The 23756-nt window shown below is 66.7% G+C and carries 25 protein-coding genes and 1 tRNA gene; 7 read left to right on the top strand and 19 right to left on the bottom strand.

Going from position 1 to position 23756, the window contains the following annotated elements; genetic code table 11:
• Positions 1–13: 13 nt before the first annotated feature.
• Positions 14–88: transfer RNA gene (locus LRA87_RS09410), tRNA-Gln, on the bottom strand.
• Positions 89–167: 79 nt separating this feature from the next.
• Positions 168–1286, bottom strand: coding sequence for a branched-chain amino acid aminotransferase (locus LRA87_RS09415; RefSeq protein ID WP_230631096.1), 1119 nt, complete (start codon positions 1284–1286; stop codon positions 168–170).
• 60 nt (positions 1287–1346) lie between these two features.
• Between LRA87_RS09415 and LRA87_RS09420 the strand changes: the two genes are divergently transcribed.
• Positions 1347–1835, top strand: coding sequence for a MarR family transcriptional regulator (locus tag LRA87_RS09420; RefSeq protein ID WP_230631097.1), 489 nt, complete (start codon positions 1347–1349; stop codon positions 1833–1835).
• Positions 1836–1881: 46 nt separating this feature from the next.
• Here LRA87_RS09420 and LRA87_RS09425 read toward each other — a convergent pair whose 3' ends face one another.
• The 5 genes from LRA87_RS09425 to LRA87_RS09445 all read right to left on the bottom strand — a co-directional run bounded on the left by LRA87_RS09425 (position 1882) and on the right by LRA87_RS09445 (position 4980).
• Positions 1882–2679: a pyrroline-5-carboxylate reductase family protein gene (locus tag LRA87_RS09425; protein WP_230631098.1), complete on the bottom strand. Its 798-nt coding sequence runs from the start codon at positions 2677–2679 to the stop codon at positions 1882–1884.
• A 4-nt stretch (positions 2680–2683) separates the two neighbouring features.
• Positions 2684–3187 carry a YbjN domain-containing protein gene (locus tag LRA87_RS09430; protein WP_230631099.1) on the bottom strand — a complete coding sequence of 168 codons (504 nt, stop codon included), beginning with the start codon at positions 3185–3187 and terminating at the stop codon, positions 2684–2686.
• Between the two features lie 97 nt (positions 3188–3284).
• Positions 3285–3578 (bottom strand): accessory factor UbiK family protein, encoded by a 294-nt coding sequence (locus LRA87_RS09435; protein WP_230631100.1) that lies wholly within the window; start codon positions 3576–3578, stop codon positions 3285–3287.
• Between the two features lie 27 nt (positions 3579–3605).
• Positions 3606–4124, bottom strand: a complete 519-nt coding sequence (locus LRA87_RS09440) for a TspO/MBR family protein (protein WP_230631225.1) — start codon at positions 4122–4124, stop codon at positions 3606–3608.
• A 103-nt stretch (positions 4125–4227) separates the two neighbouring features.
• Positions 4228–4980 carry a TlyA family RNA methyltransferase gene (locus tag LRA87_RS09445; RefSeq protein ID WP_230631101.1) on the bottom strand — a complete coding sequence of 251 codons (753 nt, stop codon included), beginning with the start codon at positions 4978–4980 and terminating at the stop codon, positions 4228–4230.
• Between the two features lie 183 nt (positions 4981–5163).
• On the opposite strand from LRA87_RS09445, the gene LRA87_RS09450 reads away from it, so the two are divergent.
• Positions 5164–5835, top strand: coding sequence for an RBBP9/YdeN family alpha/beta hydrolase (locus LRA87_RS09450; RefSeq protein WP_230631102.1), 672 nt, complete (start codon positions 5164–5166; stop codon positions 5833–5835).
• A 4-nt stretch (positions 5836–5839) separates the two neighbouring features.
• Here LRA87_RS09450 and LRA87_RS09455 read toward each other — a convergent pair whose 3' ends face one another.
• The 6 genes from LRA87_RS09455 to LRA87_RS09475 all read right to left on the bottom strand — a co-directional run bounded on the left by LRA87_RS09455 (position 5840) and on the right by LRA87_RS09475 (position 9519).
• Entirely contained in the window at positions 5840–6031 is a 192-nt protein-coding gene (locus tag LRA87_RS09455; RefSeq protein ID WP_230631103.1) for a hypothetical protein, read from the bottom strand.
• 211 nt (positions 6032–6242) lie between these two features.
• The gene (locus LRA87_RS09460) at positions 6243–6470 is read right to left on the bottom strand and encodes a hypothetical protein (protein WP_230631104.1); all 228 of its coding nucleotides are present in this window, start codon (positions 6468–6470) and stop codon (positions 6243–6245) included.
• A 44-nt stretch (positions 6471–6514) separates the two neighbouring features.
• Positions 6515–6643, bottom strand: a complete 129-nt coding sequence (locus LRA87_RS18380) for a hypothetical protein (RefSeq protein WP_268934845.1) — start codon at positions 6641–6643, stop codon at positions 6515–6517.
• Positions 6640–8565, bottom strand: coding sequence for a 1-deoxy-D-xylulose-5-phosphate synthase (gene dxs, locus LRA87_RS09465; RefSeq protein WP_230631105.1), 1926 nt, complete (start codon positions 8563–8565; stop codon positions 6640–6642). The genes LRA87_RS18380 and dxs overlap by 4 nt, the downstream gene beginning before the upstream one ends.
• Positions 8566–8618: 53 nt before the next feature.
• Entirely contained in the window at positions 8619–9083 is a 465-nt protein-coding gene (locus tag LRA87_RS09470) for a Fur family transcriptional regulator (RefSeq protein WP_230631106.1), read from the bottom strand.
• 43 nt (positions 9084–9126) lie between these two features.
• A complete protein-coding gene (locus tag LRA87_RS09475; protein WP_230631107.1) occupies positions 9127–9519 on the bottom strand; it encodes a MerC domain-containing protein in 393 nt (130 codons plus the stop codon).
• A 197-nt stretch (positions 9520–9716) separates the two neighbouring features.
• On the opposite strand from LRA87_RS09475, the gene LRA87_RS09480 reads away from it, so the two are divergent.
• The 4 genes from LRA87_RS09480 to rpsI all read left to right on the top strand — a co-directional run bounded on the left by LRA87_RS09480 (position 9717) and on the right by rpsI (position 12365).
• Entirely contained in the window at positions 9717–10109 is a 393-nt protein-coding gene (locus tag LRA87_RS09480; protein WP_230631108.1) for a hypothetical protein, read from the top strand.
• A gap of 52 nt (positions 10110–10161) precedes the next feature.
• Positions 10162–11202: a COX15/CtaA family protein gene (locus LRA87_RS09485; RefSeq protein ID WP_230631109.1), complete on the top strand. Its 1041-nt coding sequence runs from the start codon at positions 10162–10164 to the stop codon at positions 11200–11202.
• A 135-nt stretch (positions 11203–11337) separates the two neighbouring features.
• Complete coding sequence (gene rplM / locus LRA87_RS09490) at positions 11338–11817, top strand: 50S ribosomal protein L13 (RefSeq protein ID WP_230631110.1); 480 nt, start codon at positions 11338–11340, stop codon at positions 11815–11817.
• Positions 11817–12365: a 30S ribosomal protein S9 gene (rpsI, locus tag LRA87_RS09495; RefSeq protein WP_230631111.1), complete on the top strand. Its 549-nt coding sequence runs from the start codon at positions 11817–11819 to the stop codon at positions 12363–12365. The genes rplM and rpsI overlap by 1 nt, the downstream gene beginning before the upstream one ends.
• A 308-nt stretch (positions 12366–12673) precedes the next feature.
• Here the strand turns inward: rpsI and LRA87_RS09500 are convergent, their stop codons facing one another.
• Positions 12674–15229: a TonB-dependent receptor domain-containing protein gene (locus tag LRA87_RS09500; protein ID WP_230631112.1), complete on the bottom strand. Its 2556-nt coding sequence runs from the start codon at positions 15227–15229 to the stop codon at positions 12674–12676.
• Positions 15230–15440: 211 nt separating this feature from the next.
• On the opposite strand from LRA87_RS09500, the gene LRA87_RS09505 reads away from it, so the two are divergent.
• Entirely contained in the window at positions 15441–17666 is a 2226-nt protein-coding gene (locus tag LRA87_RS09505; RefSeq protein ID WP_230631113.1) for a glycoside hydrolase family 3 N-terminal domain-containing protein, read from the top strand.
• Positions 17667–17771: 105 nt separating this feature from the next.
• On the opposite strand, the gene LRA87_RS09510 is transcribed toward LRA87_RS09505, so the two are convergent.
• From LRA87_RS09510 to LRA87_RS09530, 5 genes are all read right to left on the bottom strand, one after another.
• Positions 17772–18374: an ATP-binding cassette domain-containing protein gene (locus tag LRA87_RS09510; protein ID WP_230631114.1), complete on the bottom strand. Its 603-nt coding sequence runs from the start codon at positions 18372–18374 to the stop codon at positions 17772–17774.
• On the bottom strand, positions 18364–19053 hold the full coding sequence (modB, locus tag LRA87_RS09515; RefSeq protein WP_230631115.1) for a molybdate ABC transporter permease subunit: 690 nt from the start codon (positions 19051–19053) through the stop codon (positions 18364–18366). The genes LRA87_RS09510 and modB overlap by 11 nt, the downstream gene beginning before the upstream one ends.
• Positions 19053–19805 (bottom strand): molybdate ABC transporter substrate-binding protein, encoded by a 753-nt coding sequence (modA, locus tag LRA87_RS09520; protein ID WP_230631116.1) that lies wholly within the window; start codon positions 19803–19805, stop codon positions 19053–19055. Before modA ends, modB begins: the two co-directional genes overlap by 1 nt.
• 125 nt (positions 19806–19930) lie before the next feature.
• Positions 19931–20290, bottom strand: coding sequence for an excalibur calcium-binding domain-containing protein (locus tag LRA87_RS09525; protein WP_230631117.1), 360 nt, complete (start codon positions 20288–20290; stop codon positions 19931–19933).
• A 40-nt stretch (positions 20291–20330) separates the two neighbouring features.
• Positions 20331–23705: a glycosyltransferase gene (locus tag LRA87_RS09530; RefSeq protein WP_230631118.1), complete on the bottom strand. Its 3375-nt coding sequence runs from the start codon at positions 23703–23705 to the stop codon at positions 20331–20333.
• Between the last annotated feature and the right edge of the window lie 51 nt (positions 23706–23756).

A 23756-nucleotide genomic window follows, 5' to 3' on the forward strand; every position in this document is an offset into this window, starting at 1 on the left:
TTAGCTAATTTATTGGCTGGGGCGGCAGGATTCGAACCTGCGAATGGCGGCACCAAAAGCCGCTGCCTTACCACTTGGCGACGCCCCAACGGAGGCGGCCTTATAGCCGGGTCGGCGGGCGTGAAAAGCCCTGCCGTCGCCAGTTTCGCGAAGGCCGCCGCAAAATGTCAGCCTAGACGCTGGACCCAACCGTGCGCATCGGCGGCCCGCCCGCGCTGGATCGCCGACAGCGCATCGAGCATGCGTTGGGTGAGCTGGCCGGTGCCGCCGCTGCCGATGGTGAAGCGGCCTGTCGGGCTGGCCACTTCGCCGATGGGCGTCACTACGGCGGCGGTACCGCAGGCGAAGGCCTCGGTCAGGTGGCCGCTGGCGGCGTCGGCGCGCCACTGGTCGATGCCGTAGAGTTCCTCGCGGACCTCGATCCCCTGATCGCGCGCGATGCGGATGATCGAATCGCGAGTGATGCCGGGCAGGATCGTGCCGGTGAGCGGCGGGGTGACCATCGATCCGTCCTCGAAGACGAAGAAGACGTTCATGCCGCCCAGTTCCTCGACCCAGCGGCGCTCGACAGCGTCGAGGAAGACGACCTGGTCGCAACCCTGTCGGATCGCCTCGGACTGGGCGAGCAGGCTCGCGGCATAATTGCCGCCGCATTTCGCCTCGCCGGTGCCGCCGGGTGCGGCGCGGGTGTAATCCTGGCTGACCCAGATGGACACCGCGCGCGCACCGCCCTTCCAATAGGCGCCGACGGATGATGCGATTACCATGTAGAGGTATTCTGACGAGGGCTTGACGCCAAGGAACGCCTCGCTCGCGAACATGAATGGGCGCAGGTACAGCGCACCGCCGTCGACATCGGGGAACCAGTCGCGTTCGGTGCGGACGAGCTGGCGGCACGATTCGAGGAACAGTGCCTCTGGCAGTTCGGGCATCGCCAGTCGGCGTGCGCTGTTGTTGAAGCGGCGCGCGTTGGCGTCAGGACGGAACAGCGCCATCGTGCCGTCGTCGAGACGATAGGCCTTCAGCCCCTCGAATATCTCCTGCGCGTAATGCAGAACGGCGGTCGATGGGTCGACCGTGATCGGCGCCCGGGCGGTGATCACCGCATCGTGCCAACCCTGCTGCTCGTTATAGCGAACGACGGCCATATGATCCGTGAAGACACGTCCGAAACCCGGATCGACGAGCCGTGCGGCCCGCTCGTTGGCGTCGACCGGGGTCGCGCTGGGGTCGAAGCGAAAAGCGGCCGGGCCGGTGGTTTCGCCGGGCGTCAAAGCGGTGTTCATCGCATTCTCTCAGGCTTCAGGGGTTGCGGACGCGTACGGTGGGTGTCTAAACCGGTCAACATGGCTGCCACAGCTCCCACCGCTTCCGCCCAGTTCCTCCGCGAGCCCGAACTCCGTCGCGGCATGGAGCTTTTGTATTTTGGCCATAGCCATCTCACCCGCTCCGTCGATCAGGGGCTCGCGGCACAGGGATTGGGCCGCGCACACCATCGTGCACTGTATTTCATCGCCCGCAAACCCGACCTGACAGTCAGCGAGTTGCTGGCGTTGCTGGCGATCACCAAACAGTCGCTTGGGCGCGTACTCAACGAACTGACCGACCGCAAGCTGGTGGACACCCGTCCCGGTGAGCGCGACCGACGCCAGCGTCTGCTTCGGCTGACCGAAGATGGCATGGCGATGGAAAACGATCTGTTCGAATCGGTCCGGGTCAAGATGTCGCAGGCGTACCAAGCCGCCGGCCAGGATGCGGTATCGGGCTATTGGGCGGTGCTGGAGGGCATGATCCCCGAGGTCGACCGCGCGCAGGTCGAGGGGCTGCGGTCGTAGGGACCGGCCCCGTTTGATCAAGCGATATCGGCTGCGGGGATCGTCCTCAGACGATCCGGGCGGCAGCAGCCATTTCCCGGTTGCGGGCGGCCGAGGCCGCGAGCGTTTCGGTCAGCAGGCGAACGAGCGCATCGTCGGCATCGAGCACGTCAAGGCCCTGCCGCGTCGATCCGCCCGGACTTGCGACGCGATCGGCGAGCACGGCCGGAGTGACTGCCGCGTCCGACGCCATGATCGCCGCCCCTTCCAGCGTCGCCAGTGCAAGCCGCGCCGCCTGATCTGATCGCAACCCCAGCGCCGCCCCCGCCTGCGCCAGCGCATCGGCGAACCGAAACACGAAGCCGGGACCACATCCGGCCAATGCGGTAACATCGTCGAACTGCGCCTCGTCGGCGATCCATTCGACCAGCCCGAGCGGCGCCATCCAGCGGTCCAGTTCGTCGCGCGTCGCATCGTCGGTCGCCGAGGCATGCAGCGCCACCACCCCCTTGCCGATCGCGACCGGCAGGTTGGGCATCGCCCGCACGACCACGGCAGCGTCGCACAGCGAGGCAAGCGTCGCCACCTCCACTCCGGCGAGAATCGATACCAACAGACGTGGCGCGTGGCCGGCCAGCGGACCACCATGCAAAGCGGACAGCTGCTGCGGCTTCAATCCCAGGAGGATGGCGTCGTATGTCGCCTCACCCGCGTCCGGCACCGACGAAACGACACGAACGCCCTCAGGCATCGTGCGTCCGCTGGGACTGACCACCGTCACATCGGCCGGTGCAAGCCCGGCTTCCAGCCAGCGACGCAGCATGGCGCCGCCCATATTGCCGGCGCCGATCATCAGCAATCGCATCGAATCAAGCCTCGCCCTGCGTCTCGATCAGCGCCGCGGCAAGTGCTTCGCGTGGCGACTTGCCGCCCCAGAGCACGAACTGGAATACGGGGTAAAAGCGTTCGCATTCCTCGATCGCCGATTCGACGAGCAATTCGGTCGCGCCGAGCGACATCGTGCCCTCATCCTCGCCATCGATCATCGCCGCGTGGCGGTACAGCAGCACGCCTGACGACGACCAGAGTTCGAAATGGCCAATCCACAGTTGCTCGTTAACCAGCCCGATCGCTTCGTAAACGCCGCCGCGACGATCGTCGGTGACCTTGATATCCGGAAACGCCAGGAACTGGAGGACGCTGTCGTCCTCGCGCCACAATGCGCGCAATTCGTAGGTCGTCCAGCTGCCCTTGACCGTCGCGACGATCTCATCGTCATGGCGTTCGAATTCCCAGCCATGCGCGGCATAATAAGCCTCGAGCATGTCGATGGGGGCGGCGGGTTCCTGATCGTGTTCTGCGTGGTCGAGCATCGTTACGCCTCTTATCGCACGACAAGGCTGCCGGGGCAAAAAGCCGCCGGCAACCCCGTCGTGGACAAGGCTGTCGATAAACCTGTGGAAAACTGTGTCAGGCGGTAGGAACCGGGTCGCCGACGGGGGTCGGCGCGGGGGCCGACGTAGCCGACCGGGCTTCGAGTGCATCGAGGCGCGCCCTGAGGGCATCATTCTCGTCGCGGGCGGCGACCGCCATCGCCTTCACCACTTCGAACTCGTCGCGGCTGACGAAGTCGAGGCCACCGATCCATTCGCGTGCACGCGACCGGGCGCCGGCCTCGGCTTCGCGGCCGACCCCGGCAAGCGTGCCGGCGGCGCCGTTCACGAGCTTCACGATATCGTCGAACATGCGATTGTCGGACTGCATAAAAACTATTCCCGGCGTGGAGGTGCGTCAGAGCATCTGGGACGTGTGCGCCGCGGGCACAAGGGTTTCCGCATCGGGGTTCAGTTGCCCGATCCGCCATGTCAGCACGCCGGCAAAACTGATCCACACCAGATACGGGACCATGAGCCACGCCGCGAGCGGACGGATGCGGCCGAACAGGACCGTCGTGACGATCGACAGCACCAGCATCGCGACGATGACGAGCAAAGCGCTTCCGACCTGATGCATCCCGAAGAACAGTGGCGTCCAGGCAAGATTGAGGGCGAACTGGATCGCGAACAGGCCCAGCGCCGGTCCCCGTCCCCTCGCCCCGCGCGCATGCAGGATGACGGCGACGGCAAGGCCCAGCAGGATGTAAAGCGTCGTCCACGCGATCGGGAACACGATACCCGGCGGCGTCACCGCGGGTTTCTGCAGCGCCATGTACCAGCCGTTCTCGCTGCCCGACGGCACCGCACGCCCAGACGCGAAGCCCAGCAACAGGATCAACGGCACGGTCACAACGGCCCACCGCAGGAACGACATGCGCAACTGGCTTTTCGACGCGATGCCGCTCACCCTATGCTCCTCGACTGCTCACGATGCTGCATTGCCGCGCCACGCAGCCTTCGTAAAGCATCCGCAATGGTTATCGTTCCGTATGCGGTCCGGTTCGGGACGCCGCGACAAGATATTCCACATTGCCTTCCGGCCCGGTGATCGGGCTCTCGACAACGCCGGCGACGATCCAGCCGGCTTCAACCAGCCACGCTACCGTCGCATCGCAGACCCGTTGGCGGATAGCGGGATCGCGGACGACGCCCCCTTTCCCGACCTCTTCGCGCCCCGCCTCGAATTGCGGCTTGATGAGTGCCATCAGCCGAGCGCCGGGGCCGGCAAAGGTCATCGGCCGCTCCAGCACCTTGGACAGTCCGATGAAGCTGGCATCGCAGACGATCACATCGACCGGTTGCGTGATGTGCGCCGCGGTCAATATGCGCGCGCTGGTCTGTTCGTGGACGATGACGCGCGGGTCCTGCCGCAGCTTCCACGCAAGCTGGTTGGTGCCGCTGTCTACCGCATAGACCCGCGTCGCGCCGCGCGTCAGCAACACGTCGGTGAAGCCGCCGGTCGACGATCCCACGTCGATCGCCACCGCGCCGGTTACGTCCCAACCGAAATAGTCGAGGCCATGCGCCAGCTTGATGCCGCCACGCGACACCCAGGGGTGATCGCGACCCCGCACGTCGAGCACGACGTCATCGGCCAGCGCCTGCCCGGGCTTGTCGACCTTTTTCGTGCCGGCGAAGACCAGCCCTGCCATGATCAGTGCCTGCGCCCGCGTCCTCGATTCGGCGAGGCCACGGTCGACGAGCATCTGGTCAGCACGGATCTTGGCCATGCCGCCCCCTACCCCCAATCCGGTCTCCGCGTCACCCCGTTCGCTCCGCCGCCCGCGATCATCGCTTGGCCGCATCGCTATTGCCCATCATGTTGGTAGGATTATCTCGATGGGCATGGGGGCGTATCGAACGGTGTGCCTGAAGCACCGGTCGTCCCGCCTTCCCTGGAGGGAGATGCAGCCATGACCGGATTTTCCAGTTTCGACGCCGCGCAACCGACCATCCTGACCGTGCCGGGCCTCGGCGGGTCAGGCCCGTCGCATTGGCAGACGCTGTGGGAAGATGCGCGGCCCGATACCGTACGCGTCGAACTCGGCATGTGGAACACGCCGCACCGCAACGCCTGGGTGACCAAGCTCGATCAGGCGATCGCCCGCGCCGAGGCGCCGGTGATCCTCGCCGCGCACAGCCTTGGCTGCCTCGCGGTGGCGTGGTGGGCGGAACTCAGCCCGCAACCCTATGGCTGGCCGGTCGCCGGCGCGCTGCTGGTCGCGCCGGCGGACGTCGATCGGCCCGGCGCGCCGGACGAATTGCGCGCGTTCGCGCCGACGCCGAAGACGCCGCTGCCCTTCCCGTCGATCGTCGTGGCATCCAGCGACGATCCCTGGATCGGCATCGACCGCGCGCACAGCCTCGCGGCGCAATGGGGCAGCCATTTCGTCGATGCCGGACCGCAGGGGCATCTGAACGCGGCGAGCGGGATCGGCTGGTGGCACGAGGGGCAGGAACTGCTCGGCCGCGTCATCAGCGCCGGCACCGACGGCCACGGCCATCCGCGCCCACCCGGCGACGCCCGATCGATCCTGGCGATCAACGCGACCGACGCCGCACAGGCGCATTACATGGGGCGGTGACCGCTCACGTCGCGGGCGCGAACGGATTGACGATCCGCAAGCGCCCGTCGACGACGAGGCCGTCGTGCATGTCCTCCGAATAGAGGATGTCGCATTCTGCGATCAGCGCAGCGGCGACGATCATGCCATCGTAGACCGAGAGTTTCTGGCGTTCCGCGATGCGAACACCCAGCCGATGAAGGTCGAGGTCGAGCACGACGATCGAAGGGCATTGCTCAAGAACGAGATCGACGGCCGCCGTGTTTCAGGCCAACTCATCTTCTGCTTGCGCCGAAGGACGGTGGTCAGTTCGTTGAGCGACTGCGTACTGACCACGCCGCCCCGCTCGAGCAATGCATAAGCAACCGGGCTGCGCGCGTCGGAGGAAAATGCATAGACGAGAATGTTCGAATCGAAGAAAGCCCGGCTTACCGGGCGTTGGCTTCTTCGCGATCGAACTTGTAATCCGCGGGTAGAGGTCGTGCGAGACGCTTCTTTTCTGCGATCGCGTTATCGCGATCGTACTGAGAAACCACCAATTCGATGATGTTCGGCTTCGAGACCCGCACGACATCACCGTCACTCAGCCCCAGCGCCGCAACGACATCGTCGGGCACCTGCACCACATAACCGTCGGGGGTCCTAGTCAGCTTCATGACGCAAGCATACCACGTCGCCGCTACTCGGGCGAAAGTGGACGTCAACTGTCCCCGTTCTCCCGCCCCTTCGCCGTCGCCGCCTTCATCGCCCGGTACATCCGGATGTTCAGCGCGACGAGCACCACCACGGCGAGGCCGATGATGATCGCCGCCTTGACCGGCCCGCTCACGCGCGGGCGCCCTCGCTCACTCCGGCGCTATTGTGGCGCAGCGTCGTCAGCACGGTCTGCACGATGTGCTCGGCATCCAGCCCCGCCTCGGCATATTGCTTTTCGGGCTTGTCCTGATCCTGGAACGTGTCGGGCAGGCGCATCGTGCGGAGCTTCAGCCCGCCGTCGATCAGCCCCTCGTCGCTCGCCAGCGTCAGCACGTGCGCGCCGAAGCCGCCGACCGCGCCCTCCTCGATCGTCACCGCGACCTCGTGCGTGGTCAGCAGGCGGCGGATCATCGCCTCGTCCAGCGGCTTGGCGAAGCGCAGGTCGGCGACGGTGGTCGACAGGCCCTTCGCTTCGAGGACTTCGGCCGCCTTCAGCGCCTCTTCCAGACGCGTGCCGAGCGACAGGATCGCCACCGTCTTGCCTTCGCGGACGATGCGGCCCTTGCCGATCTCCAGCCGTTGCGCGACCTCGGGCAGCGGGACGCCGACGCCGTTGCCGCGGGGGTAGCGCACCGCGATCGGGCCGCTGTCGTGAACCGCGCAGGTGTGGGTCATGTGGACCAGCTCTGCCTCGTCCGCCGCCGCCATCACGACGAAATTCGGCAGCGTCGCCAGATAGGTGACGTCGAACGAGCCGGCATGGGTCGCGCCATCGGCGCCGACGAGTCCGGCACGGTCGATCGCAAAGCGGACCGGCAGGTTCTGGATCGCGACGTCATGGACGACCTGGTCGTAGGCGCGCTGGAGGAAGGTCGAATAGATCGCGCAGAACGGTCGCATGCCCTGTGCTGCCAGACCCGCGGCGAAGGTGACGCCATGCTGTTCGGCGATGCCGACGTCGAACGCGCGATCGGGAAACGCTTTCGCGAAGCGATCGACGCCGGTGCCGGACGGCATCGCCGCGGTGATCGCGACGATGGTCGGGTCGCGCTGGCCTTCCTTGACCAGCTGGTCACCGAAGACGTTCTGATATTGCGGCGGCCCCGGAGGCGCCTTGGCCTGCGTGCCGGTGATGACATCGAACTTCTGGACGCCGTGATACTTGTCCGCCGCCGCCTCGGCCGGGGCATAGCCCTTGCCCTTCTTGGTGACGACATGGACGAGAATCGGGCCTTCCTCGGCGTCGCGGACGTTTTCCAGCACCGGGATCAGATGGTCGAGGTTGTGGCCGTCGATCGGGCCGACGTAATAGAAGCCGAGCTCCTCGAACAGGGTGCCGCCCATCGTCATGCCGCGGGCGAATTCGTCGGTCTTGCGCGCCGCCTGATGGAAGGGACGCGGCAGGCGCCGGGCGAATTTCTTGAGGATTTCGCGCACCCCGAGGAATTCGCGGCTCGACACCATGCGCGAGAGGTAGGCGGACAGGCCACCGACGGGCGGGGCGATCGACATGTCGTTGTCGTTGAGGATCACGACCAGCCGGTTGCCCGCCTGTTCGGCATTGTTCATCGCCTCATAGGCCATGCCAGCCGACATCGACCCGTCGCCGATCACCGCGATGCCGCGCCCCGGCGTCCCCGCCAGCTTGTTCGCCACCGCGAAGCCCAGCGCCGCCGAGATCGAGGTCGAGCTGTGCGCGGCGCCGAACGGGTCGTATTCGCTCTCGCTACGCTTGGTGAAGCCGCTGAGGCCACCGCCCTGCCTGAGGGTACGGATACGATCGCGACGGCCGGTGAGGATCTTGTGGGGATAGCATTGATGGCCGACGTCCCAGACCAGCCGGTCGCGCGGGGTATCGAATACATAGTGGATCGCGGTGGTCAGTTCGACGACGCCCAGCCCCGAACCGAGATGCCCGCCGGTGGTGCCGACCGCCGAGATGGTTTCCTGCCGCAGTTCATCCGCGAGCTGCCGGAGCTGTTCGGGCTTGAGTTTTCGTAGCTCTTCCGGCGTCTTGACGGTATCGAGCAACGGCGTGTCGGGTAGTTCGGACATCCGCCGCGTCTACGCCCTTCGCGACAGACTGTCGATTGCCGGCATGCGTTCGATCAATCGCAGTCGGCGCACTTGCCCCGCACTTCGATGACGGGACGAACGGGTGAGAAACCAGCGGCTTGCGCGGCATTCCGTACACCATTCGTTACGACGTCATCGTCGAGGTGCACCGTCTGCCCACAGGAATCGCACACCAGAAAGATGCAATCGTGCAGGCAATCGGGGTGCGCGTTGGCAACATAGGCGTTCGAGCTCTCGACCTTGCGGGCAAGGTTCGACGCGACGAACACATCCAGGATCCGGTACACGCTGTTGGCGGCGACACGGCGCCCCTCACTCTTGGACAGCGCCTCTGCAATGTCATAGGCGCTCGCGGGCTTGGCGAAGCCGGCCAGCGCGGCGAACACGTTGGCCCGCATCTGCGTCCATTGTTCACCCGATTTCTCCAACGTCGCCTGGGCGGCTTTGGTCAGGTCGTCACCCTGCGGTTCGTTATGATCGTGATGCGCATGGGCCATGATCTTGATTTAGGATGCAGCGCCTTCGACGACAAGCCGCATGTCAGATCACAGCGCGCCGGTTCAGGTCATGGCCGAATGCCAGCAGGCCGACGCCGATCACCGTCCACAAGGTCTCCGCGCCATGCCCGCCCTCGTGCGGCAGCGACATCGCCCCCGCCATGATCCCGAGACCGAACGCACCCATTGCGGCCGGCATGACATAGCCATGCTCCATCACGCCACGCCCGAGCGCGATGGCGCCCAGCACGATCGCGATCGTCAGCCCCACTTCATGGAAGATCGGATTGAGCAGCAAACCGCCCGCCGCCGACAGCATCGCCAGCAATACCGCACTCGCGAGACAATGGACGACGCACAACCCCGACAACGCGATCGCCGCGCGATCGAGTCCGGCACCGCCGAAGCGGCCGATAAGGCGAGTCGTGTCGTTCATCCGTCGCCACCATCTAGGCCCGCCCGAGGCAGGTTACAACATCACATGATCGCCATCGGGCATTTATTCCTGCCGCTGCGCCATCCGAACCTCCGTTGCGTTCGAAGCGTCGTTCACCGACCGCTGGTATCGGCGGTTGTCGGCAACGACCCGGAATGCAATACATTGGCAACGCTGATTTCTTTTGGAGAGTCGACATGTCCGGATCGATCGCCGCGGCCCTGCTCATGACCATCGGGGCGGTCGCTACGGCGCCTGTTCAACCGACCGCGGACACCCCGCTCCAGTTGCGGACGGCCGACGTCGGCCGACTGATCGCCGCCCGCGTCGGTCAGGAAGTCCGGATCGTGCTGCCCCCCGAGCTGGGCACAGGCTATTACTGGCGCGTACGGCCCGACGCCGCTTACACGGTCGTCGATCAGGTCGACGCCCGCGCCGATCCCGATCAGCCGACGCGGGACGCCGCCATCATCCGCATCGCATTCGCCAGGCCCGGCGATTCGGTCGTCGTGCTTGATAACGTACCGCAGGGCGGCGGGGGTGGGCGCTCGTCGAACCAGCTGAAATACCGCTTCACCGTCGCGCCATGATGTAGGGCGCGGACGCTGGCCACCCCCGGCCGACGCGCGTATGATGCGAAACATGCTTCAGCCCAGTGCCGCCTTCCTCTCGCGTGCCCGGCCACGCAACGTCGCCCGGTGGTTGTTCGTCGTCGCCGGCATGATCGTGGCGATGGTCATCATCGGCGGCATCACCCGCCTGACCGAATCCGGGCTGTCGATCACGCAGTGGAAACCGATCAGCGGAATCGTGCCCCCGCTCAATGAGGCGCAATGGCAGGCCGAGTTCGCGAACTATCGGCGCATCCCCGAATATGCCGCGTTCAACCAGGGCATGACGCTCGGCGGATTCAAGAGCATCTTCTTCTGGGAATATGCGCATCGCCTGCTCGGCCGGATCATCGGACTGGCGTTCGCGCTGCCCCTGATCTGGTTCGCCGTTCGCAAGCAGATCCCGGCCGGCTATGGCTGGCGGCTGGTTGCGCTGCTGGCGCTCGGCGGTTTGCAGGGCGCGATCGGCTGGTGGATGGTCGCGTCCGGCCTGTCGGTGCGGACCGACGTCAGCCATGTCCGCCTTGCCGTTCACCTGTTGACCGCGCTGACCATCCTGGCCGGCATCGTCTGGACCGCGCTCGACCTCCTTGCGCTGCACCGGAACACATTGGCGCACCCCGCCCGCCTGACCGGAGTGGCGATCGCCGCGCTTGCGCTGCTGTTCGTCCAGCTCGTCTATGGTGCATTCACCGCCGGGCTGGATGCGGGCTACGTCTTCGCAAGCTGGCCGCTGATGGGCGATGCGATCTTCCCGTCCGGCGTACCGATGGTCGATCCGTCCTGGCGTAACGCTATCGACAATCCCGTCGTCGTCCAGTTCATCCATCGTTGGTGGGCGTTCGCCGCCGGCGTCGGACTGACGTGGCTCGCCGTCCGCGCCACCCGGACGGGACCGAAGGCCGGGTTCTGGGTGATCGCCTTGCTGACGCTGCAGATCGTCCTCGGCATCGCCACGCTGATGAGCGGCGTGCAGATCGACGTCGCCGTCGCTCATCAGGGCAATGCCGCGCTGCTGCTGATCGCAACGGTGTTCGCCGCCCACGCCTGCGGACGCCCGCAGCACCAATAGCCCGCATGGTATTATTTTACCCGTCAGCAAACCCGCCGTTTGCTTGACTTGGCGCCCCCTTTCGATCATTGGCCACGTCAATCACGCCGTCCCTCGGGGCGGCGTGCATCGTTTCAAACCGAAAGGTCTACGCCCATGAAGGCGCTCATGAAGACCACCAAGTCGGCCAAGCCGCACGAGGTGGAGAAGAAGTGGCACATTATCGACGCCACCGACCTGGTGGTCGGCCGCACCGCGTCGATCATCGCCAACGTCCTGCGCGGCAAGCACAAGACGTCGTTCACCCCGCACGTCGATTGCGGTGACAACGTCATCGTCATCAACGCCGACAAGATCCGCTTCACGTCGAACAAGGCGCAGAAGAAGATCTATTACAAGCACACCGGTTATGCCGGCGGCATCAAGGGCATCACCGCCGCCAAGGTTCTCGAAGGCCGCTTCCCGGAGCGCGTTCTCGAAAAGGCCGTCGAGCGCATGATTCCGCGCGGCCCGCTGGGTCGCGAGCAGATGCGCAATCTGCGCATCTTCAAGGGCACCGAGCATCCGCACGAGGCCCAGAACCCGGAAGTTCTCGATATTGCGGGCATGAACCGCAAGAACAAGGTGGGCGCATAATGACCGACAATCGCCAGTCCCTTTCCGACCTCGCGTCGCTGACGCAGCAGCCGGCACCGACCGCGAACGCCGCTCCGGCGATCACCACGGACGGTGAAGCGCCCGCCGCCCCGACGCAGGTCCTGCCGACGATGCCGCTGCGCGAGCAGATCCTCGACAAGTTCGGCCGCGCCTATGCAACCGGCCGTCGCAAGGACGCCGTCGCCCGTGTCTGGATCAAGCCGGGTTCGGGCAAGATCACGATCAACGGTCGCGATCAGGAAGTTTATTTCGCACGTCCGACGCTACGCCTCGTCATCAACCAGGTGTTCGGCATCACCGAGCGCGAAGGCCAGTATGACGTCGTCTGCACCGTCAAGGGCGGCGGCCTCTCGGGCCAGGCCGGCGCGGTCAAGCATGGCATCAGCCAGGCGTTGACCAAGTTCGAACCGATCCTGCGTGCGCCGGTCAAGGCCGCCGGGTTCCTGACCCGCGACAGCCGTACCGTCGAGCGCAAGAAGTACGGCCGTGCGAAGGCACGTCGCAGCTTCCAGTTCTCGAAGCGCTAAGCGTCTCTTTCAGTATTGCGTGTCGAAGGGGCGGTCCGGCAACGGGCCGCCCTTTTCGTGTGCGTGGTCGACGACCATGTCAGTCATCGTCGCACAGGCGGGTATCCGAATTCGCTGAAATTGGCCCTCTTCACGGTCGCGCAGCCATGAACGGATGCGCTGCCCCGAGCCCGCCCCCCGGTGTCACGTCCAACGTTCGGCGCTGCCCTCGCGCCCCGTCGTCACATCCCGCATCATAACGACCGTCATCCGCAAAAGGCAGGCGTTTGGGTACGGAGCGATGCCGGCTGATCGCCAGCACGCGATCGTCAGAACAGCTTCCGCACCGACAGCCGCACGATCCGTCCGTAGGGATCGAGAAACGCCGGCTGGAATCGGTACGGCACCGTCCCGTTGCGGTCGCGCACGGCGATCCGGTCGTTGAAGATGTTCTGCACGTTGAGCTGGAACGTCATCTTCTTCGCCCAGCCGGCACGCGGGGCCAATCGCGCGGCGTCGATCGTCGAATACAGCCCGACGAACATCTTGGCCGAAAAACGCAGGTCGGATGCCGCGATGTCGCTACGGATCCGCGTCGGGCCCTGCCATTGCGCATAGAACCCGCCCTGCACCGGCCCGTAGGACCCGCCGAGATTGCCCTGCGCCTCATAGCGGGAGCGTCCGCCGCTGCCATCCAGCGTATCGCCATCGAGCAGATCGAGTTCGGGCTGCCCCGGCCGCAACACCAGCCGGTCGTCCAGCCTGGCGGTCACCGAACCGAAACCATAGATCATCGGGCGCGGCTTCGGTGGCGGCGGCGGCGGCGCGTCCCTGGCGGGCGCACCGGCGGCGGGCTTGGGCGCCGGACCCACCGGCAGCCACAGCGATACCCTGCCCTGCACCTTGCGATCGGTCTCGCGCGTCAGGTTGACCGGCCGCAGATCGACCGACTGCAACCGCCCTGCCGCGTCCCGGACGAAGCGATCGGGAAACGCCGCCTGCAACGTCGGCGTCACAGCTTGCAGATAGGCGGTCTGCCCCTCGATCCGCGTTTCCGTATAGTCCAGGTTGAAGCGGACTTCCTTGGTCTTCATCGGCTTCCACGATGCACCGACCGTGCTGGTCCGCCGGCGCTCGGGGATCAGGTCTGCATTACCACCGGTCACCACCGTCACCAGCGCGCTGTCGCCGGTCACGAAGTCGAAATACGGGGCATTGGGTACCGTCACGACCGGTGTGGTGAGAATACCGATCGCGGGCGGCAGCTGCGTGACCGTGACCGACGCGGTGATCTGAACGGGGCCGCGCGGCGTCCACGTGACGCCGGCGTTGCCGCTCACCAGACTGCCGTAATCCGATACCGAAGATAACCCGATCGTGCCGTTCGCCGACAGCGATCCGATCCGGTCGAGCACGCCCCTGTCGGCCGAAGCGAGCGGTATGTCGAGATTGACGCTCGCGCCCCGCACGGCGCGCGCGAAATCGCGTGCCGGCCCGCTGGCGCCGACCAGCGATCCGCGGCTGGCCGAGCGGGCATAATCGCCCGTCACCGTCATCCGGGCGTCGCCTGCGGGCAATGCGAAGGCCTTGCCGTTCGCATTGGCCTTTACGGAATAGGTGTTCGTCACGGTTCGGCTGCGATCGACGATACGGTTCGTGATCTCGGCAGGCGTGAATGGCGCGAACGGATCGCCGCCGGCAGCGATCGCCGCCTGCCTCGCATCCGCCACCAGCCCCTGATCCACTGCGGCATCGGACCGCGACCGATCGTAATTGCCCGTGACCGACCATTCCCAGCGTTTGAGGCGGCCCTGAAACGTGCTGCCGGCATGCAGATCGAGATTGCGCGTCCGCTGCAACAGCGGGCCGGCCTCCTCGACATAGCGGTAGAGCAACACGTCACGTCCGAACGGCGATGCCGGATTGCCCGCCGGCACGCGCAGCAGCATGCGTGGCAGCCCGCTCAGCCCCAATCCCCGCTTCGCCTCCATCGTCAGGTTGAGCGATGCCGTCACCGACCGGCCGATCGGCATCGCATGCGTTCCGTCGACCTTCAGGGTATCCCGGCCGGGGATGGACTGGAACGGTGCGAGGTCGGTGACGCGCGGCGTGTTGGCGCCGGATGCATACCCGGCGAGCGTTCCCCTAATCGCACGGTCGACGGGCACCGCTGCGCTCGTCACCGCGCGCCCGGCCAGCGCGTCCAGCGCCGGGTCGATGCTGCCGCCGCCGGCCGGACCGATGTTGCCGACGATATCGAACAGGCTGCCGGCATCCGGAAAGACCGGCCGCCGCGAGGCGAGCAGCGGGTCCTGCCGATCGTAGGCGATCGTCAACGACTGGCGTGCCGGCCCCTCGATCCGGGTCGATCCGAATTGCAGCAACGCGATGCCGCCGCCGCCGTCCGTCGTCGTCCCCGCCCCCTCCTCCAGCGTCAGGGCGGAGAAATGCTTTTTCGTGATGAAGTTGACGACGCGCACCGTGGACGGAAAGCCGAGCCGTGCCGCTTCGACCTCCGGCAATATCTCGGTGCGCTCCATCGCTTCGGGGGGCAGCGACTGGATTTCACCATAGCCCGAGACGCGCCGCCCGTTGAGCAGGAACACCGGTTCGCTACCGTTCGCCGACGTGGTCAACGGTTTCAGCAGGCGCAGCATGTCCGTCAGGTTGGTGACGCCCATCGCCTGCATCGCAGCCGCATCCAGCACCGCCACCGGTTCGGCATCACCGATCACCGACCCGGGCAGTCGCTTGCCGGTGATGACGATATCGTCCCGCGTCGACGATGGCGGGGTATCCGGGGTCGGCGCCATGTCCTGCGCCGCGCCGCCGGCCGGCAAGGCCAGTGCGGCCGCTCCCGCGAGCCAATGCCATCGTTTCAGCATCGTCCCGCTCCCCAACCCCCATGCCACCGGTCGATCTACCGGGCGACATTCGCAACCTGACGTCACATTCGGGCGGAAACTTGGCGAAGCGTTGGTCGGGCGAAGATTCGGTCGCAATTCCGCCGTCCGGACACGCGGCAGGATGGTTGCCCTCGGCTGGCGCGGGGTATAGCCGCTTCGGGCAAGACAGATACGTGCAGGAGACACCGACATGCCCGCCATCCTCGATCGTCGTCAGATCCTCAGCGGCGGCGCGACCATTGCCGGGCTGACGCTCGGCGCACCGGTGTTCGCGCAAAGCGACAGGATCGAGAGCCTGATCGCGACGATGACTCCGCAGGAAAAGGCCGGGCAGCTGTCCTGCTTCTCCGACCAGATCCGCCCGATCGGCGTGCCGTTCAACCCGGGTCTCGCCAGCGGCGGCGCGAACGAACAGCTCGCGCGGATCAAGACCGGCGCGATCGGCATGCTGTTCAATGGTGTCGGCTATGCGGGGGCAAAGGCGGCGCAGGACGCGGCGATGCAGACGCGGCTGAAGATCCCGCTGATCTTCGCCGGCGACGTCATCCACGGCCTGCGCACCGCATACCCGCTGCCGATCGCCGAAGCCTGCGCCTTCGATCCCGATCTCGCGATGCGTACGGCGCGGGCGGCGGCGCTGGAAAGCACGGCGCTGGGCATCCACTGGACCTTCGCACCGATGGTCGACGTGGCGCGCGACCAACGCTGGGGCCGCGTCGCGGAAGGGTCGGGCGAGGACCCCTATCTCGGCACGCTGCTGGGCGTCGCACGCGTTCGCGGTTTCCAGGGTGAAAACCTGAAGGATGCGACCCGTGTCGCCGCCTGCGCCAAGCATTTCGCCGCTTATGGCGCGGTGTCGGGGGGCATGGAGTATAATTTTACCGAGATCAGCCCGTCGACGCTGCATGAGGTGCATCTCGCGCCGTTCAGGGCGGCGGTGGACGCCGGTGTCGCGACGCTGATGAGCGCATTCAACGACATCGACGGCGTTCCGGCATCGGGCAATCGCTGGCTGATGACCGACCTGCTGCGGGGCGAATGGAAGTTCGGCGGCATGGTCGTCGGCGACTATACCGCGGACGAGGAACTGATCGCGCACGGCTACGCCAAGGACGGCCGCGATGCCGCCAGGAAGGCGTTCATGGCCGGCATGGACATGGCGATGCAGTCCGACCTGTTCAACAAATGGCTCCCCGATCTGGTCGAGAAGGGGGAGGTGCCAGTCGCAAGGCTCGACGAGGGCGTCCGGCGGGTGCTGCACCTGAAGGAGCAGATCGGGCTGTTCGACAATCCCTATCGTTCGGTCAGCCAGAAGGCGGAGCGGACCAGCGTCTCCACGCCGGCAATGCTCAAGCTCAGCCGGGAGGCCGGCGCGCGATCGATCGTGTTGCTGAAGAACGAGGGCGACGTGCTGCCGCTGGCGAAGACGGCGAAGATCGCGCTGGTCGGGCCGTTTGCCGAGGATGTCGAGAATGTCGTCGGCACCTGGGCATTCATGGCGGACGCCAAGCTCAACGTCTCGATCGCCGCCGGCCTGCGCAACCGCAAGGCGAACGTGACGGTGGTGAAGGGATCGGACGTCGAGGCCGCGATCCCCGGCGGGATCGAGGCTGCGGTCGCCGCGGCGCAGGGCGCCGACGTCGTGCTGCTCGCAGTCGGCGAGACGCAGTTGATGTCGGGCGAGGCGCAGGCGCGGGTGGAGATCACCGTGCCGGACGCGCAGATGGCGCTGGCCGAGGCGATCGCAGCCACCGGCAAGCCGGTCGTGGTATTGCTCCGCCACGGTCGCGCAATGGCGCTGGAGGGCGCGGTGAAGACCGCGCCGGCGATCCTCGCGACCTGGTTCCTCGGCTCGGAAAGCGGCAACGCCATCGCCGACGTGCTGTTCGGCGACGTCAATCCGTCCGCCAAATTATCGGCAAGCTTCCCGGTCTACAGCGGGCAGGAGCCGTATTTCTACAATCACAAGGTCACCGGCCGGCCGCAGCCCGATGGTCCGTTGTCCGAATACAAGGCGCGCTATCGCGAAACACGGAACGAGGCGCTGTACCCGTTCGGTCACGGCCTCAGCTACACGCGTTTCGCCGTGTCGAACATCGTCGTGCCGACGCAGATGACCGATCGCATCGCGGTAACGGCAACCGTCGCCAACACCGGGCAGCGCGCCGGTGACGAGGTGGTGCAGCTCTACATCCACGACGTCGTCGCCAGCCACACGCGACCGATCCGGGAGTTGAAGGGGTTCCAGCGGGTTGCGCTGGCGCCCGGCCAGTCGAAACAGGTGCAGTTCACGCTGGCGCGGGATGACCTGCGCTTCTGGATAGACGGCAAGTGGGTGGTCGAGCCGGGGACGTTCCACGTGTGGGTGGCGACGAGTTCCGCGGGAGGCGAGCGCAAGGAATTCGAGCTGCTTTGAATTCCTGACCCGTATTCCGTGATGAAGTGCGCTGCTTACCTCCCCCTCCGTCACGCTCTGGCGAGCGCGCCACCTCCCCCTTGCGGGGGAGGAATTAGGTAGATTTCAGACCTGTACGATGCGGGTTGCCAGTCGTTCCGCTTCTTCGGGGTCGTGCGTTACCATCAGGATCGGAAGTCCGGCCTCGTCGCGGACGCGCTCGATCGCGGTCATGATCTCGCCACGTCGCGCGCGATCCAGCGAGGACAGGGGTTCGTCGAGCAGCAGGAACGCAGGGTCGCTCAGCAGCGCACGCCCGATCGCCACCCGCCGCGCCTCGCCACCCGACAGCGTCCGCGGCCAGCGATCGAGCAGGTGACCGATGCCCAGCATCGCAACCACCCCGGCCAGCCCCGCGCCGTCGGACGCACCGTACAGCAGGTTCGCCCGGACCCGCCGATGCGGGAAGAGGCGCGGTTCCTGAAAAACATAGCCCGCTCGCCGCCGCTGCGGTGGCACGTTCACACCGGTCGCGGCATCGAACAGCTCCCGCCCGGCCACCGCAATCCGCCCGGTATCGGGGCACAGCAATCCGGCGACCATGTTCAGTATGCTCGTCTTGCCGATCCCGGAAGGCCCGAACAACACGGTCAGCCCCTCGCCCGCCGTCAGGTCGAGCGACACCGAGGCCTCGCCCAGCCGCTTGTCGACGCGGATATCAAAGGACATGCAGCCCCCGTCGTACCCGCCGCGTCAGCAATTCCGACGCGATCAGCGCAAACAGACTGAGCGCCACGGAAATCGCCGACAACCGCCAGACCATCGCCTCCGCCCCGGGCTGCTGCAACGCGGAATAGATCGCCAGCGGCAGCGTCTGCGTCTGGCCCGGCACGTTGGAAACGAAGGTGATCGTCGCGCCGAACTCCCCGATCGACCGCGCGAAGCCCAGCACCATGCCTGCCAGGAGGCCGGGCAGGCTGAGCGGCAGCGTCAGCGTCCAGAACACCCGCCATGGCCCTGCACCCAGCGTCCGGGCGGCGTTCTCCAGTCGGCGGTCCACCGCTTCGATCGACAGCCGCATCGCGCGCACCATCAGTGGCAGCGCCATGATCCCCGCTGCGATCGCCGCGCCGGTCCAGCGGAACAGGACGGTGACACCGAACCAGCGATCCAGCAGGTTGCCGATCGGTCCGGCGGGTCCGAATGCCAGCAGCAGCACCCAGCCGGTCACCACCGGTGGCACCACCAGCGGCAGGTGCACGATCGCATCCAGCAACAGCTTGCCCGGGAAGCGCACCCGCGCCAGCGCCCACGCGAGCGCGAAGGCGATCGGCAGCACCACCAGCATCGCCACGCCACCGATCTTCAGCGACAGCGCGACGATCGTCCATTCGTCCGGGGTGAGCATCAGCGGGCGGTGAACCCGTAGCGGGCGAAGACCGCCTTGCCCCTCGCGCTGATCAGGAAGCGGCGGAACGCCTCACCCTCGGGATTGCGCGAACTCGCCAGCCGCGCGACCGGATAGGTGATCGGCGGATGGCTCGCCGCGGGGAACACACCGGCGATGCGTACCATCCGCGATGCCCTGGCGTCGGTGGCGTAGACGATCCCGAGCGGCGCGGCACCGCGCTCGACCAGAGTCAGCGCCGCCCGCACGCTATCGCCGCGCACCACCTTGGGCGCGACCGCAGCCCAGACGCCGAGCGTGCGCAGCGCCGCCTCCGCATAGCGACCCGCCGGCACCGGGGCGTCCGCCATCGCCAGCGGACCCGCGGCCAGCACCCGCGCCAGCGCGGCGGGAGGACGGACGGGGATGCGCACCGGATTGCCCTTCGCCGCGACCACCACCAGCCGGTTGCCGAGGAAGGTCACGCGCGTGTTCGCGACGATCAACCGCCTGGCGGCGAGCGCATCCATCCACTCCTGATCCGCCGAGACGAACAGGTCGGCATCGCCCCCGGCCTCTACCTGACGCGCCAGCGCGGACGAGGCGGCGAACGAGATGACCGGTTTGGGATGTCCCTGCTTCGCCCACGCATCGGCGGCGGCAGTCATCGATTCCTGCAGGCTGGCGGCGGCGAGCACCAGCGGAGGCTTGCTCTGCGCCAAGGCGGGCGTGGCAACCAGCAGTACGAGGATCGACAGCAGCGGACGGATCATGACGGCTCCAGGGCGAGCAAGCGGCTCCAGCGCGCCGTATACAACGTCAGGTCGATAAATCGATCCGGGTTTCCCCCGGACGTCACTTCATTCGAAGGATTGCCAGCCTCGGCGAGACGTCGCCGTCAATGTGACCGGCGCCGCCGGAACCCGCCCGTCATTCCACCCCCTGACGAACCGCCGCTGTAATTCTCGCACGCGATACCGTCGCCATCGCCGTCCATCTCCGATCGAAAGCCGGGCTCTCCGCTATATAACGGCGCCGTTCCTGCTGCCCGCGCATCGTTGCAGCCGCCCCATTGGTCGCCCGGCTGCGGATCGCGGGCGCGCTTGACCCCGGCCGCCACTGCTGCGGTACTGACCACGGCCGTCACCGCTTCGACGGGTGAAGCACTGCCGGGAGTGGTGGGGGCCGTACCCACGCCGACCAAGATCCCGACGACACCAGCGCCAGCCAGAACGGCGATCGTTGATTTCTCCACCATGCATGGTTGCTAGCAAGCCGTGGGTAAAGAAATCGTGCGCTCACGCGCTCGTCACACGCCCGGTGCGTTGCAGCTTTCCCCAGCCCACCATCGGCCCGCGCAGCGCCTGCGCGATCGCCTTCAGCACGACGTGATACATCACCTGCCGATAGCCGATCCGCTGCGGGATGAGCAGCCAGAGCAGTCGCCAGCGCTCGCGGCGTTCCAGTGCGAAGGCGATCGTCGCCGCGAGCAGGTCGATCGCGGTGAAGACCAGCCAGAATGCCAGCATCGTGTAGACGTCGTGGCTCGTCTGCGCCCAGCCGTGGGCTTGCACGTCGAGATAGGTGACGACGAAGCTGACCAGCAGCGCGAGGTCGATGATCGGGCTGATCGCCGCGAGCAGGATCTGGAATACGATCGCCTGCGGCAATCCGACCCAGCCGAGCCCACGCGGGGCACTGCGGCCGATCGCGGAGCGGTGCTTCCACAGGCATTGCAGCGTACCGAATGCCCAGCGAAAACGCTGCTTGGCGAGCGCACGCATCGTTTCGGGTGCCTCGGTCCACGCGACCGCATATTGATCGTATTGCACCCGCCAGCCGGCCCGCTGGATGGCGATGGTGAGGTCCTGATCCTCGGCCAGCGTGTCGTGCGGATAGCCGCCGACCGCCGCCACCGCCGCACGGCGCCAGGCGCCGACTGCGCCGGGAACCACGGTGATCGCGTTCAGCCGGGCGAAGGCGCGGCGCTCCAGATTCTGCGCGGTGATGTATTCCAGCGCCTGCCAGCGGGTGACGAGATTGACGCGGTTGCCGACCTTCGCGTTGCCGGCCACCGCGCCCAGTTGCGGATCGTCGAACCAGCGCGCCAGCCGCGCGATCGTCGTCGGTTCGAACTGCGTGTCGGCGTCGAGGGCGATGACGATCTCGCCCTTGGCCAGCGCCAGCCCGGTGTTGAGCGCCCGCGCCTTGCCGCCATTCTCCAGCGTCAGCAGCCGCACGCGTGGATCGTCGGAGAAGGCGGCGGCGACGACGGCGGACGTCGCATCCTTTGACCCGTCGTCGATCACGATCACTTCGATCTGCACCTCGGTGCTGGCGAGCACGCCACGCACCGCCCGCTCGATCACGCGTTCCTCGTTATAGGCGGGGATCATCACCGTTACGAACCGGTCGGGATCGATCGCGGGGAACACCGTCCGCCCCTCCCGCCGCGCCTGCACCAGTGCCAGCGCGGACAAAGCGAGCGCGCGCAGGATGCCGACGGTGATCGCGATGCCGAACAGCCAGTGCAGCGCCACCACCAGCCCGCCGAGCGTGATGAACAGCGCGAGGTCGGCCCGCGCGGCGAGCTGGTCGCTCGACGAGATCACCGGCATCGCCTGATCGCGCGAAATGCCCGCAAGCGTCGAAACCGGCACGAAGCTGTAGCCCATCGCGCGGAGCCGATCGATGATCACCGGCAGCGCGGCGACGGTCTGCGCGCGATTGCCACCGGCGTCGTGCAGCAGGATGACGTTGCGGCTGCAATCCGCATCGGCCGAATCATCGCAGGTCGCGGGAGCATTGGTGACCCGCGCGATCGTGGTGTCGATGATCGCCTGCACGCCCGGCCGCTTCCAGTCGCCCGGATCGACGTGCAGCCCGACCGAGACGTAGCCGCGCTGCTGCGCCTGCAACGCCGGCCCGATCTCGTCCGCAGTCGTCGGTTCGGCATCGCCGAAGTAGGGCGCACGGAATAGCCGCAACGATCGGCCGGTGAACGCCTGGAACAGCCGCTGGTTGGCGTTGAGTTCGAACCGCACCTGCCCCGCCGACACGTTCGCCAGATTGGGATGCGTATAGGTATGGCTGCCGATCTCATGCCCCTCCGCGACCATCCGTTGCAGCAGCGAGCGCTGGGTCAGCGCATTTTCGCCGACGATGAAGAAGGTCGCCTTCACCCCCTCGCGCTTCAGCACCTCGAGCACCTGCGGCGTCCACGTCGGGTCGGGTCCGTCGTCGAAGGTCAGCGCCAGTTGCTTGTGCCGATAGCCGGTCCGATCGACCTCATACGGCGATGGCAGGCGATCGAAGCGGATATCGACGATACCGCCGTGCGGCCCGGCGACCGCGCGCCGTGCCCCGACGACGGACGTCGCGCCGATCTTGAGGATTTCGCCCGCTCCCTCGATATCGACGTCGGTACCGGCGGGAATTGCGTCGATCGCCGCCACCGGCGGCAGTACGCGATGATCGCGGCCGAAGATCGACCACAATCCCGGGTCTTCCGATCCAAGCCGCCACAATGCCACGCTGCCTACGCCGGCGCGGTGCAGGACATCGATCTGGTTGTAGGCCGATGCCGCGTCGAGCAGCCAGACGACGTGGCGCACGCCGCCTTCGGCATAGGCGAACCCGCTGTTGCCGCTGTCCCGGTCGAACACCGGAACGGTGCCGGATTCCCGCGCGGCCTGCCATGCCTCCTCGACGCCCAGCGCATCGCCGCCCCGCCCGTGCCAGTCATAGGCGTAGGAGCCGATCGCCACGACCAGCTTCGCCGCCGGGATGCCGCGGGCGGCGTTCGCCACCTGCCCGGCGAACCAGCGTTGCGAGGCAATCGGCCCCGCTGGCCCGGCGGTCTCATGCTCGTCATAGGCCATCAGGAAGATCTTGTCGGTCACGCGGGCGTAGGCGGCCATGTCCCAATCGGGGTTGCCGACCGGCGCGGCGATCGACACCGACCAGCGACGCGGGCCGAACCGTCGCCGCGCCTCGCTGAGGAACAGGCGGTAATGCCCCTGAGCGGAGGCTGGCAGGTCTTCGAAATCGAAGAAGGCGCCGCCCGCATGATTCGCCGCAAGCCACGGCACCAGCCGATCTAGGAACGCGCCGCGCGCACGCGGATCGGCCAGCAGCGCCGCCGTGCCCTTCCCGTCCCAGTCGCCGCCGATCGCGTTCTGGATCATCGGAACGATCACCGGGCGATGCGCCGCGCGGTTCAGGATCGCCCGGCCGGCCGGATCGCGGAACACCGTGATACGATGATCGGCGCCGGTCACGGATACCCAGCCGGGGATCACCCAGTCGAGCTGCTCGACATGCCGGCCGAGGCTGGCGGCGCTCGACGGATCCCATGGCGTATGAAAGGCGATCGCAAGTGCCGGGTTGCCGCTTGCCGCAGCCTTTGACGTGCCGTGGCCGCCGAACAGCCGTGCGGCATAGTCATCCAGATTGCGCCGGGCACGCCGGATCACCCCGTGCGGCGCGGAGAGGCGATGGAATACGGGGCGTTCGGCCTCCACCGGCAACAAAGGCGCCGCGGGCACCCCGCCGATCGACACCACGAACACCGCGATCGACAGCGACACCAGCAACGCGAAAGCGACGATGCCGAAGGTGAAGCGCCGCTTTCGCCGGCCGCTGACGTCGTAGAATACGGGATGCTGGGACATTGGCGACACTCCAGCCCCGCCATTGCGACGGGATGGATGGCAGCATCGCGT

This window comes from Sphingomonas sp. Leaf37, from assembly GCF_920939475.1.
Taxonomy (GTDB): Bacteria; Pseudomonadota; Alphaproteobacteria; order Sphingomonadales; family Sphingomonadaceae; genus Sphingomonas.